The organism is Chryseobacterium urinae (genome assembly GCF_030518295.1).
GTDB classification, from domain to species: Bacteria; Bacteroidota; Bacteroidia; order Flavobacteriales; family Weeksellaceae; genus Chryseobacterium; species Chryseobacterium mucoviscidosis.
In genome coordinates this window covers 214,709-227,601 of the sequence record NZ_JAULSJ010000001.1, presented here as the reverse complement: position 1 = coordinate 227,601, position 12,893 = coordinate 214,709, and the positions used below count along the sequence as shown (strand labels likewise).

General features: G+C 36.7%; 12 protein-coding genes. 9 read left to right on the top strand and 3 right to left on the bottom strand.

Going from position 1 to position 12,893, the window contains the following annotated elements; translation table 11 throughout:
- Window positions 1-171 precede the first annotated feature (171 nt).
- On the top strand, window positions 172-1,191 hold the full coding sequence (locus QWT87_RS01010; protein WP_302712783.1) for a helix-turn-helix transcriptional regulator: 1,020 nt from the start codon (window positions 172-174) through the stop codon (window positions 1,189-1,191).
- A 53-nt stretch (window positions 1,192-1,244) separates the two neighbouring features.
- The gene (locus QWT87_RS01005) at window positions 1,245-1,388 is read left to right on the top strand and encodes a hypothetical protein (RefSeq protein WP_165763009.1); all 144 of its coding nucleotides are present in this window, start codon (window positions 1,245-1,247) and stop codon (window positions 1,386-1,388) included.
- A 382-nt stretch (window positions 1,389-1,770) separates the two neighbouring features.
- Here QWT87_RS01005 and QWT87_RS01000 read toward each other — a convergent pair whose 3' ends face one another.
- Window positions 1,771-2,955: a DUF1501 domain-containing protein gene (locus tag QWT87_RS01000; protein ID WP_302712779.1), complete on the bottom strand. Its 1,185-nt coding sequence runs from the start codon at window positions 2,953-2,955 to the stop codon at window positions 1,771-1,773.
- 90 nt (window positions 2,956-3,045) lie between these two features.
- Entirely contained in the window at window positions 3,046-4,431 is a 1,386-nt protein-coding gene (locus QWT87_RS00995; protein ID WP_302712777.1) for a DUF1800 domain-containing protein, read from the bottom strand.
- A 284-nt stretch (window positions 4,432-4,715) separates the two neighbouring features.
- Between QWT87_RS00995 and QWT87_RS00990 the strand changes: the two genes are divergently transcribed.
- The 7 genes from QWT87_RS00990 to QWT87_RS00960 all read left to right on the top strand — a co-directional run bounded on the left by QWT87_RS00990 (window position 4,716) and on the right by QWT87_RS00960 (window position 11,700).
- Window positions 4,716-5,279 carry a hypothetical protein gene (locus QWT87_RS00990; protein ID WP_076395474.1) on the top strand — a complete coding sequence of 188 codons (564 nt, stop codon included), beginning with the start codon at window positions 4,716-4,718 and terminating at the stop codon, window positions 5,277-5,279.
- 114 nt (window positions 5,280-5,393) lie between these two features.
- Entirely contained in the window at window positions 5,394-6,443 is a 1,050-nt protein-coding gene (locus QWT87_RS00985) for a glucokinase (protein ID WP_302712774.1), read from the top strand.
- Between the two features lie 152 nt (window positions 6,444-6,595).
- Window positions 6,596-7,162 (top strand): YceI family protein, encoded by a 567-nt coding sequence (locus QWT87_RS00980; RefSeq protein WP_076395478.1) that lies wholly within the window; start codon window positions 6,596-6,598, stop codon window positions 7,160-7,162.
- Window positions 7,163-7,240: 78 nt separating this feature from the next.
- A complete protein-coding gene (locus tag QWT87_RS00975; protein WP_076395480.1) occupies window positions 7,241-7,873 on the top strand; it encodes a YceI family protein in 633 nt (210 codons plus the stop codon).
- Between the two features lie 84 nt (window positions 7,874-7,957).
- A complete protein-coding gene (locus tag QWT87_RS00970) occupies window positions 7,958-8,599 on the top strand; it encodes an alpha/beta hydrolase (RefSeq protein WP_087711439.1) in 642 nt (213 codons plus the stop codon).
- 109 nt (window positions 8,600-8,708) lie between these two features.
- The gene (locus tag QWT87_RS00965; protein ID WP_302712768.1) at window positions 8,709-10,052 is read left to right on the top strand and encodes an ammonium transporter; all 1,344 of its coding nucleotides are present in this window, start codon (window positions 8,709-8,711) and stop codon (window positions 10,050-10,052) included.
- Between the two features lie 229 nt (window positions 10,053-10,281).
- Window positions 10,282-11,700: an L-serine ammonia-lyase gene (locus tag QWT87_RS00960; RefSeq protein WP_302712766.1), complete on the top strand. Its 1,419-nt coding sequence runs from the start codon at window positions 10,282-10,284 to the stop codon at window positions 11,698-11,700.
- A gap of 103 nt (window positions 11,701-11,803) precedes the next feature.
- On the opposite strand, the gene QWT87_RS00955 is transcribed toward QWT87_RS00960, so the two are convergent.
- Window positions 11,804-12,889 carry an endonuclease/exonuclease/phosphatase family protein gene (locus QWT87_RS00955; RefSeq protein ID WP_302712764.1) on the bottom strand — a complete coding sequence of 362 codons (1,086 nt, stop codon included), beginning with the start codon at window positions 12,887-12,889 and terminating at the stop codon, window positions 11,804-11,806.
- Window positions 12,890-12,893 lie beyond the last annotated feature (4 nt).

Below are 12,893 nucleotides of genomic sequence, written 5' to 3'. Positions count from 1 at the left end.
GAAGAGGGCCATGAAAAATGACAACTTTTAACCACCCCGTCAAAAAATCGAAGATTTTTCGCCACCCCTCCAGAGGAGGGGAATTTGACCGCCTTATATTAAATTCAACCTCAACCTCAATCTAAATCTCAGCCTTAACCTAAATCTCAACTTAAACCTTAACCTCATCGTATGTCATCCAACAAAAACGCGCTCATCCGGTACAAAACACTGGATAAATGTCTGAAAAATAAATACAGGAAATATACCCTCGAAGATCTTATTGACGAATGTTCCGAAGCTTTGTTCGAATTTGAAGGAAAAGAATCTTTTGTAAGCAAAAGAACGGTACAGCTCGATCTGCAGAATATGCGGAGCGAAAAATTCGGATATGAAGCACCGATTGAAGTATACGAAAGAAAATATTACCGCTACAGCGATCCCGATTACAGCATTCATAATATTTCGGTTAATGAAAGTGATCTGAAAGCCATGAATAATGCAGTGCAGATTTTAAAACAGTTTAAGGATTTTTCGATGTTCAAGGAAATGAACGGGGTGATCCAGAAGCTGGAAGATTCCATCCATTCCACGAACCAGAAATCAATTATTCATTTAGATAAAAATGAGCAATTGAAAGGACTGGAATATATTGATATTCTGTATGATGCGATTTTGCACAAAAAAGTTCTAAATATCACTTATAAAAGTTTTAAAGCAAGAGAATCAGATTCTTATATTGTTCATCCGCAGTTGCTGAAGGAATTTAACAACCGCTGGTTTTTGATCTGTTCCAATAAGCAGTATGTCTACAATCTTGCTCTGGACAGAATGGAAGATATTAAGATTGAGGAAAAGATCGATTATATTGATATGAATCTCGACGGCGACGAATATTTTAAGGATATTGTAGGAGTGAGTGTTTCGCCAACGATGGCTCCGCGAAATGTGGTTTTCTTTGTAGATTCTCATAATGCTCCTTATGTAAAAACCAAACCTTTTCATGCCAGTCAGGAAATTGTAAGCGAAAGTAATGAGGGTACTATTTTTAAAATCTGTGTACAGTTGAATTTTGAACTGGAAAGACTTCTTTTGGGGTTCGGAGAATGTCTGGTTGTGCATAAACCGAGAAAGCTCAGGCTGAGACTGGAAGAAAAATTCAAAGCGGCAGCTAAAAATTATGAAAACCTTGCTGTTCCGGATGAAGACTGATAAAAATCTTGGCTTAGAAATTGTATTGCATGAATCATAAAAAAATAAACAGTATGAAATCAAGAATATTAAAAGCAGTTGTAGCAGTAGTTGCGCCTTTGGTTATCGAATTTATCGTGAAGAAGATTTCTGAGAAAATTGATCAGAAAAGTCAGAAAAAAGAAGATCCTAAGCAACTTCCTGCATCCACGAATTAACATGACAAGTAGTTAGATTTAAATTATAGAAAAGAGGCTGTTCATTTTTGCAACAGCTTCTTTTTATTTTTAAAGCTTTCTAAATGATTTTAAAATTTGATGCAAACTGAAGGTTCAACGGAGTCAAAAGTTGCAAAATATGATCAAAATATAATGATTAGTTATTCTAAATTTGTGTTAACTTTTGCATTTGTATTCATTGATTCTATATAAAAGTTAAAACAAAGTTTTTATGACTGTCCGTGATTTTTCATCATTAAACCTTTGAGTTCTTTGCTGAGTGAAACGCCTTTGCGAACTTAAAAACAGTTAGTATATAAAGAATCTTAGGGATCCTTTGCGTTAAAAAGTAGCATAATTAATAACGGATGATCAAAAGCTTTTATATAAAATCATAAACCCCGTTTTTCCAGCCGAGAATTTTAGAAGAGTCTGCTTTCAGCCAGTTTTTAAGGATAGTAGCATAAATTTTCCGGAAATCTTCGGTGTAGATTAAATCTCCTTCATTCAGATTCAGTAAATCGGGAAGTGCATTCAGAATTCCTTTTTTCTTTAAACCTCCACTGATGAAAAACATCTGGTTTGCCGTTCCGTGATCGGTTCCGTTGCTTGCATTTTGAGCAACACGGCGACCAAATTCTGAAAAAGTCATCAGTAAAATATCATTAAAAAGTCCGTTGCTTTTCATATCCGCAACAAACGCTTTTACCGCATCATTGATGTCTGTAAACAGTTTTTGCTGTCTTTCATTCTGGTTCACGTGGGTATCAAAACTTCCGATGGAAAGATAATATACTCTCGTATTAATGTCAGATTTAATTAAAGAAGAAACCGTTTTAAAGTCTTTTCCGAGCTGAGAATTCGGGTAAGTCTGTTCTGTTTTTTTCGCTTTGCTTTTTTCGAAAATGTAGTCTGCGTTGTTGATGGTGGAACCTAAAGTCTGATAAAGATAGGAAACCGTTTCATCGTCATGATGATGATCGTAAAGCGATTTGAAATATTTTTCCTGGCTGGTCTGATATAATCTTTTCGGATCTTTAAAGGCAAATGCTTTATTTTTTTCACCTTTTAAAGCTAAACTCAGCATATCGTCCACTTCCAGAGCCTGAGTCGGATGATCACATTTGTAACATTCTTCATCGAGAAATCTTCCTAACCAGCCGGTGTCAAGATATTCGTCGCTTCTGCTTGCAGAATGCCAAATGTCCATGCTTCGGAAGTGAGATTTATCGGGATTCGGATAGCCGACATTGTTCATCACGGAAAGTTCTCCCTGATCGTACAGTTCTTTGAAATAGGAGAGGGCAGGATTAATCCCGGCTTCGTCCGTAAGCTGCATGGAATTCTGAATGGCAATTTTATTTCTTTCCCTGAAATAAATATCATTTTTTGTCGGAATAATCGTATTCAGACCATCATTTCCTCCTGTGAATTGCAGTACCACCAATATTTTCTGATTGGGTTCCAGCGCGTCATCGAATGTCATGGCTTTCAGAAAATTCGGCATCAGAAAAGATGCGGTTGCTAATGAACTTATTTTTAGAAATTCTCTTCTTTTGATTAACATAAACTTAGGTTTTAGGGTAAAGATGATAGGTGGCAGGTTTTAAAGCTGTATTTTAACGGTAAACTAAAATCTGCTACTGCGACCTGAAAACTACATTAACTGATATTCCGGTGTCGACATGAGATTAATGACATTCATTTTCACGCTGTTGTCTGAGAAATTTTTCACCGAACTCATATCCAGAGATTTTGAACTCTGAATTAAATAATCTTCCACATTCTTTCCGTTAAAAATCTTTTCTACACGAGTCCAATAGATGGTAATATTCGGGTTTTTAAAACTTTTCGTTAAAGAATTCGTGTTGTTTTTTAAACCCATATCCAAATCATCATCTTCTTTCGGACGGTAATCCAACGGACGTAAACCGGACCAGATCTGAGGAATCTGAAGCCTTAACATTAAAGTCGAACTGTCGATCCACGATTTTCCGTTGGGCCAGCCTGAAACATTCGGCGGGTACAAAAGCATCTGTCCCAGTAATTTCTGATAAACGATGAGGTTTTCAGGATTCTGAATATTCATGGGAAGCGACCGCATGATTCCTGCCATAAGTTCAATCGGAGATTTTATCCGGTTGCCGATATTTTTTTTATCATAAAACCATGAGCTCGAAAAAATATCCATCATGAGTTTTTTAATGTCGTAACCGGACTGGTAAAAACTTTCGCTCAGGGATTTTACAACGTTTTCATCAACATTTTCATTCACGAAGAATTTATAGATTTTTGTTGTGATGAATTTTGCCGTTGCTTTCTCTTCAAGAATGATATTTAAAACATCTGTACCTGTAAAATTGCCTGTCTTTCCAAGAAATGTCTTTGAGCCTTCATCATGAAGATTTTTCCGTTCTTTAAAATTTCCTTCTTTATCCGATCCCCATCCTGTAAAAGCTCTCGCACCTTCCCGAATGTCTTTCTCCGTATAATTTCCTCGTCCCATCGTGAAAAGTTCCATCACTTCACGGGCAAAATTTTCGTTGGGATGATCTTTTTTGTTCTGCTGATTGTTAAGAAAATTCAGCATCGCCGGAGCCTGACTGACTTCAAATAAGAGATCTTTAAAGTTTCCGAGTGCATTCTTTCGGATCACATTTAAAATCTGTCGGTTAAATTTCGGGTTCACCACTCTGGAAGCAAAATGACCATGCCAGAAAAAAGCCATTTTCTCCCTCATCTGCTCTTTGCTGTTCACCATTTTATCAAGAAAATTCAGATTGAGCTCTTCGTTCTGCTGTCGGCTGATTCTCTGCATTTCCTTTTTCTTTTCTGCCGGAGTCTGATCATTCATCATATAGTCTCCGGTTTCTGCAATATCGGGTGTATCATAATTTACATAAAGAAATGTTTCTTCTTTAAACAAATCATTCATCAGGCTTTTAATGTCTTTTTTATGAAGATCTTCAAGCTGATTGATTCCCGGTCCGAATCCTGCGCGCCAGAGAAGGTGTTTATTGTTGAGTAACGATGGAGAATTCATATCAATTATTTACTTTTTGATGGGTGCGATGAAGTAAGGTTAAAATTAATAACGGTTAAGAATTGTTAATATTGAATAGGTTTTTTAAATATATTTTGCTTAAATGTTTAACCCCGCCCTAATTTTCAGAATATTCATTTAAACGTTTATTTAATTTTTTAATCAAAATAATATATTGAATTTCAATTTTTTACGGCTTTAAGCATTGTTAAAGTTGCTGTAAAGGCTTTGCTTGGCACGATTTTTACATATTTCAGCGTAGTAAAATTTAAAAAATCAGAGTTATGAAAATGTTTAAACAAGCAATTTTATTTGCCGGAATTTTGACTGCAGGAGCATTGAGCGCACAAAGTGCACAGATGAATAATATGATAAAGGTAGGAGCAAATGTTGGTTTAGCAGTTCCTTCTGACAATACTTCTATGGCAGTAGGAGTGGATGTAGCCTATCAGAACCTTGTAACTCCGGGATTCGGATTGGGGATCGCAACAGGATATACACACTATTTCGGGAAAGATAACAACGGATATACTAATAATGATGTAGGAGTAGTTCCTGTAGCTGCTTTATTGAGAATTTATCCGAAACAGACAGGATTTTATTTTGGGACAGATTTAGGATACGGATTTTTGGTAGGGGATGATAAAGTGGCTTCTAATGTTGCTTTAGACAGACCGAACGGTGGTTTCTATCTGAAACCGGAGATTGGATATCATAACCAGGACTGGAATTTCTTTGTGCAGTACCAGAAAGTTTTTGTAGGAAGCAAGGGCGATTTGCCTAATCAGGACTACAATGTGGGTAACATTGGGGTAGGATTTTCTTACAACATTCCATTAGGGAAGTAGTTAGATTTAAATATAAGCAATTATTAACCAAACCTTTTCGAATTTTTGAGAAGGTTTTTTATTTCTAACGAAAATTTACAAAAGATATTATTATATTTGATAAAATTTGAGGTTATGATTTTGAATCCAAAATTTCCACTTTATTTACCGGGAGTAAAAAACGACAGCAATGATAACGTTTCTATCATTGGCGCAAACCTTCGTGAAGATATTACAACTTTAGGATATTTCGTCTCCGGTAACGGAGGTCTTGAGATTGAAATCCAGAATAATTACCCTACGAAAGAATATGCTTCTTTTTCAGAAATTTTAAAGAAATTTATTCAGGACAACCAGCTGGAAAACGTGAAAAGGCTTGGAATAGCAGTTCCGGGACCTGTTTTGAACGGAAAAAGCAGTCCGGCAAGATTAGGCTGGAATCTGGATGTTGAAGAATACAAAAGAGATTTCGGATTTGAAAAAGTGGATATGCTGAATGACCTTGAAGCTTCGGCTTACGGAATGGGGCTTTTAGAAGATGCAGATCTTGACCCGATCTACACAAGCGGACACCTCGAAAACGGAAACGTGGCAATTCTTGCTCCGGGAAATGGTCTGGGTGAAGCCGGATATTTCTTCGACGGAAAATATTTAAGACCTTTTGCAACCGAAGGAGGACATTCGGAATTCTCTCCAAGAACGAATGTTGAGGTAGAATTTTATCAATTCCTAAATAATATCTACGGAATCGTAAGCTGGGAAAATGTATTGTCTAAAGGAGGTTTATTCAATATTTACAGATTCCTGAGAGATGTGAAAAGACATCCGGAACCGGAATGGCTTGCCGATCGTTTCGCTAATGGAAACTTTGCAGAAGAATTGTACAAAGCTGCAGTGGAAGAAGATGTGCTTATCTGTAAGATTGCCTTAGACACATTCCTCGAATTTTTAGCAAGAGAGGCAAACAATTTAACATTGAAATTAAAAGCAACCGGTGGTTTATTCATTTCCGGAGATATTCCGCAAACAATTGCAGACTATATTAACAAAGATAAATTTTACGAGAAGTTCAAGATCAGCGATAAGATGGAAGAAATGCTGAGAAATATTCCGATTTATCTGAACAGAAATCCGAATACGGCACTCAATGGTGCAGCGCTTTACACCGCTTACTATCAAGAATAAAACAAAGCTCCGAAGAAATTCGGAGTTTTTTTTATGGATGATATTACTCATGAAAAAAAATGTATTTATTGATGTACATCAATGAAATCTCTTGAAGCAGTTAGTTACATTTGCACCAGTAAATAACAAACAAGAAAATAACTTTTATTCAAATGAAAAAAATATTTTTATTAGCAGTTTTAGCAAGCGGATTAGCATTCGGACAGGCAAAAAAAGTAGTAAGCTCTGATGTACAGTGGTGGGGTTATAAAATCGCAAAATCTGAGGCAAGCTCTCACAACGGAACGGTAAAAGTAAAATCCGGAGAAATGGTATTGAAAGGAAACCAGTTGGTTGGCGGTTCTTTCGTATTGGATATGACTTCTATCAACGCAACAGATCTTTCCGGAGAATATCAGCAGAAACTGAACGGTCACCTTAAAAACGGAGATTTCTTCGAAGTTGAAAAATATCCTACGGCAACTTTCAAAATCACCGGAGTAAAGAAAAATAACGATAAAGTGTATACTTCTTTAGTTACAGGAAACTTAACGGTAAAAGGAAAAACCAACGCTATTTCTTTCCCTGCAAAAATTACCTATGCAAACGGAACAGTAAGCTTAATGTCTAACAAATTCTCTATCGACAGACAGAAATTTGATGTGGCTTACAAATCTACAATGCAGGATGTTCTTGTGAAAGATGATATGGATTTGCTTGTAAAGGTAACAGCTAAATAATTTAATCAAAAAAAGATTGTTAAAAGTGTAGAAGTTCTACACTTTTTTTTATTTTTGTTGAATTGTAAATAAAAAAGAATGAAAAGATTACTATTGTTTGCTATGATGTGCGTAAGTATGTCATTTGTTTTCGCTCAGAAGAAAGGAGATAAAGTGGTAAAAGTAACATCGTCGGACATCAGATGGTGGGGATATAAAGTTGTAAAAACAGTTCCTACTACCCATTCCGGAACCATAAAGCTGAAAAGTGGAAAATTTACTTTTGATAAAACAGTTTTGGTGGACGGAGAATTCGTTATCGATATGAAATCCTTAATGGCGGGTGATGTTTCAAGCCAGGATGAAGATATGGTAAAATTAACGAACGATCTTAAAAGTTCAAATTTCTTCGACGTTAAGAAATTTCCGTTGGCGAAATTCCATTTAACGAAAATTATTCCTCTGGCAAACAGCGAGTACAATTCTACCGTTTACGGAGATGTAACGATTAAAGGAGTGAGAAAAACTATCACGTTCCCTGCAAACGTTTATATTACTCAGTTTACCGTAGTAATCGAGTCTGCTAAATTCTCACTGAACAGAAGGGACTTCAAAGTATTCTACCAGTCTTCTCTGAAAGATTATTTCATCAAAAACGAAATGGATATCCAGTTCAGAATTTCAACAGCAGTTTTGGATAACGAAAACAGAACGCCTGTTAAAAAGAAATAAGGAATTATCCTTTTAATACATCAAAATGAGCGATTTCTTTGGAAAGCGCTCATTTTTTTTGACTGATTTTTTTATTTTAGTGGTATGAAAATTTATGTAGTAAGCGGACTTGGTGCAGATTTTAAGGTTTTGGAGAAAATTGAATTTCCAAAGCATCACGAAGTGGTTTTTATCGACTGGCTGATTCCTCATCAAAATGAAGAATTCTCAGATTATGTAAAAAGAATGGCGGAAAAGATTGATGATTCGGAGCCTTTTTATCTGGTGGGATATTCTTTCGGGGGAATTATGGTGCAGGAAATCAACAGGCTGAAACCTGCCAAAAAAGTTGTTATTCTGGGAAGCATTAAATCCGATAAAGAAAAATCCCGTCTCATCAAAGCCGGACAGATCACGAAAATCCCTAAAGTTCTGCCTGTTACTTTCTTCAACGAAAGAACTACCAATATGTATTCCGTCGTAAGAAAATTCTTTGATCCCCGAAATCCTAAAGTTTTGCAATATTTCAGGGTAAGAGATCCGTATTATTTAAAATGGTCGATTGAAAAGATTTCAGACTGGAAGTTCGAAGAAAATCCCGATGTGGTACAGATCTTGGCAGACCGCGATATTGTTTTCCCGATCAAAAATTCCAAACCCGATTATGTAATCAAAGGAGGGAGCCATTTATTCCCAATTACAAAATTTAAAGAAGTTGCATCTATTTTAAAGGGGGTGTTAGAGTAGAATTTGGTTTTAAAATTAAATTTCAATTAATTTTACAGGGGTTTATTTTGAATTTTTATTGTTTTTAAAAATTTATCCTTACATTTGAAGGGGTAAAACACAAATTTTTATGACAGTAGGTTTAAAATGGATCGTTTCTTTTGCGATAATTGCTTTGATTGCCGTTGGCGGACTATTCTGGAGTCCCATTACAGATTTTCCGAATACCGGAGCATTTTTAAGCGAGGATAAAATTGTAGGGGCAGATGTTGCCTGGATTCTTGCTGCGGCAGGTCTTGTTTTATTAATGACTCCCGGCTTATCTTTCTTCTACGGAGGAATGGTGGGAAAGAAAAACGTAATTTCTACGATGCTTCAAAGTTTTATTGCTTTGGGAGTAATTTCTATTTTGTGGGTAGTGGTTGGTTTTTCCCTCTCATTCGGAGATTCTATTGGTTTTACCATCAATGGAGAACATTACGGAATCATCGGCAACCCTTTGAGCTATCCTTTTTTCAGTGGAGTAGGAGTATTGCCGCATAAAGCGATGGCTTCTACGATTCCTTTTATTCTTTTTGCTCTGTTTCAGATGAAATTTGCAGTCATTACTCCTGCATTAATTACGGGTTCTTTTGCAGAACGGGTACGTTTCATCTCATACCTTTTATTCATGGTACTTTTCAGTCTGTTTATTTATACCCCGCTTTGTCACATGGTTTGGCATCCGGACGGATTACTGAATAAATATTTTGGTGTAAAAGATTTTGCAGGAGGCACTGTTGTACACATGAGTGCAGGTTTTGCAGCTTTAGCAGGCGCAATGGTGGTTGGAAACAGAAAAAAACCTCATCATGATCCTTCCAATATTTCTTATGTCATGTTAGGAACAGGAATGCTCTGGTTCGGATGGTTTGGTTTTAATGCAGGTTCAGCTTTAGCGGCTAATGCTACGGCAGCAACGGCTTTCGGAACAACAACAATAGCTTCAGCTTCCGCGATGATGACGTGGATCTTTTTCGACAGAATTAATAAAAGAAAAGTTTCTGCTTTAGGTGCCTGTATCGGAGCCGTTGTCGGTTTAGTCGCAATTACTCCCGCCTGTGGTTTTGTTTCCGTTGCAGAAAGTCTTTTTATAGGGTTTATTTCCGCTATTGTTTCTAATTTAATGGTGAATTGGAAAGCTTTAAAGAAAATTGATGATACTTTAGACGTTTTTGCCTGTCATGGAGTAGGAGGAATCATGGGAATGATCTTAACCGCAATTTTTGCACACGGCGAAAAGGCGAGTCTTCTTCATGGCGGCTTTGAAGTTTTTGCCCATCATATGGCTGCGTTACTGTTGGTCTCTGTTTTTACGTTTTTCGGATCATTGCTTTTGTATAAAATTACCGACAGCATTATTACTTTAAGAGTTTCAGAAGAATCCGAAGATATGGGACTGGATATTTCGCAGCATGAGGAAAGTCTTTGCTGAGAAAGAGAATGTTAAATAGTAAATGGTCAATTGTGAATTTATTTAAGCTTAAAAACAATTAATAATTGAATGCGAAGCAAATTCACCATTCGTCATTTACACAAAAAAGATTATCTACAAGTGTTCATATAGTTTTAATTAGAAAGCCGGAGCTGAATTTTCAACTCCGGCTTTTGCATCTCAATTTATCGTGTATCTTTGTGTTTGGGAAAAATGAGCAATTTTCTATATGGAATCAATATCGGTTTTTGAGATTATAAAAGTAGGAATAGGTCCGTCCAGTTCACACACAATGGGACCTTGGAATGCGGCATCTGCATTCATCAGGATTATTAAAAGAGAGAGAGCAATTGAAGAGGTAAAAGAAGTTTTCCTTGAATTTTTCGGTTCACTGGCAAAAACGGGGATCGGTCACGGAACCGATATTGCCGGAATGTTGGGACTGAATGGAGAAGATTTTAAAACAATCGATACCACAAAAATTGATGAAAAAATAGAAAAAATAAAATCTACCCAAATCCTTAATCTGGGTGGCGAAAAAGAAATTCCTTTTATTTACGGGCATCATTTGGTGCTTAATATGAAAAAATCTCTTGAGTATCATCCCAACGGAATGATTTTCAAAGCTGTTTTTGAAGACGGAACCGAGCTTGTGCAGGATTTTTATTCTGTAGGCGGCGGTTTTATCATGAGTCAGGAAAAAAAATCGATTCAGAAACATTGTGTCCGTACCTTATATCCTTGTCATAAATCTTCAGACATTGTAAAATATTGTGAAAAATTAGGATTGAATCGCATTTCAGATTTAATTTTAATCAACGAAGAAAGCTGGAGAACACCTGACGAAACAAGAGCGGAAGCACTTTACATCTGGCAGCAAATCAAAGAATGCATTTACAAAGGTGTCAATAAAGAAGGAACTCTTCCGGGCGGATTGAATGTTACGCGTCGTGCAGCCGGAATCAACAGGAAATTACTGGGAGATAAAATCTACAAAAATAAAGATGAATGGTTTCAGCAGGTTGTAGAAGCCGAAGAAAATTTCACCAATATCAATAAATGGATTTCCTGTTTTGCATTGGCGGTGAATGAAGAAAATGCAAGTTTCGGAAGAATTATTACCGCTCCTACGAACGGTGCAAGTGGCGTAATTCCGGCGGTTCTGATGTATGCACAGGCATTTACGGAATTCACCAGCGAAGATGACATTGTGAGATTTCTTTTAGTAGCAGGAGAAATCGGTACTTTATTTAAGAAAAATGCAACCATTTCTGCGGCAATGGGTGGTTGTCAGGCGGAAGTAGGTGTTTCTTCGGCGATGGCTGCAGCAGGTCTTACCGAAATTTTGGGCGGAAGTGTCGGTCAGGTTTTAATGGCAGCCGAAATTGCCATGGAGCATCATTTAGGCTTAACCTGTGATCCGATAAAAGGACTTGTACAGATTCCTTGTATTGAAAGGAATACAATGGGAGCGATAAAAGCCATCACTGCAGCAAATATTGCACTGGAAAGTGATCCAGCGAAAGCAAAAGTAACGTTAGATGAAGTAATCCAGACGATGTGGGAAACCGCTTTATCCATGAATGACCGTTTTAAGGAAACTTCCGAAGGCGGTTTGGCAATTGCGGTGAATGTTCCGGAATGTTAATTTTTAATTTCGGTTGATTTACAAAATAGTAAAATGTTCATAATTTATTCTATGGAAAATCTATTAAGTTCTGTGGAATAAATTATGAGATTTATATTGTTTTTTAGTCTTCCGTCACCACTGCATCACGCTCCCCATCTTCTTCTTTTCCTTCCTCAATCATTTCCTCCGCTTCGGCTTTTTCTTCTGCTGTGGCATAATCGATTCGTTCCTCCTGTTCTTCTTCCTGCTCATAATCAATGAAAAATTCACAGAAAACCGGTAAATGATCTGAACCGAAATTTTCAAGTGTTTTCAGGTCTTCAATAAAAATTTCTTCACTGTGAAACATCAGATCAATCGGGAATCTCAGCAAACGGTATTTAGCATGAAAGGTGGAGACAAAAGAACGCCCGATTCTCGGATCGATAAGGTGGCTTGTTTTCCTGAAAAGAATGGACGATTTCGACCATGCTACATTGTTGAAATCTCCTACAACAATCACCGGTTTTTTTATTTCGATAATTCTTTTGGCAGCACTCAGAAGATCTCCGTCTCGCTCTTTTGAGGTTTCTTCTTCCGTCGGACTTGGCGGAGGTGGATGAACTCCGAAGAAGACGAAAGAAAATCCATCCTCGGTTCTCAGATGCGCTTCAATACTTGGAATATCATCTGCCACGAAATAATGCGTTTGGGAACTTTCGATTTTTAATTTGGAATAAAAATGCATTCCATATGTATTTTCCAGAGTCACTTTATGCTGAAAAGGATACTCTTTTTCCAGTTTTCGCAGTGCTTTTTCCCAGTCTCCGTTGCTTTCCATCGTGAGGAACATTTGCGGCTTACATTTTTCGATAAGCTGAATAAAACGGTCATATTCTGTGTTGAACTGATACACATTAGCAGAAATAAAATGTACTTTATCTGAAGATTTGTACTTCTGAGAAAACTTCTTAACCGGATAAAGCGGAGTATATTTTATAAGAATAATACTATGATGAATGAACATTGAGATTAAAAGTCTCTGAAAATACCAAAAGTATGCTGAATCTTTTACAAAAAACCCTAAAATAAAGGTGAAAACAGTAAAAAATGTGATCTGTATTTTACCAAATTCAGGCACACGGAAAACCCAGTGCGAATGCTGAATTTTAGGCAGTATGGTTAAGATTAATAATAAAACGGTCAGACTCAGGTAAAATGTCCACATATAT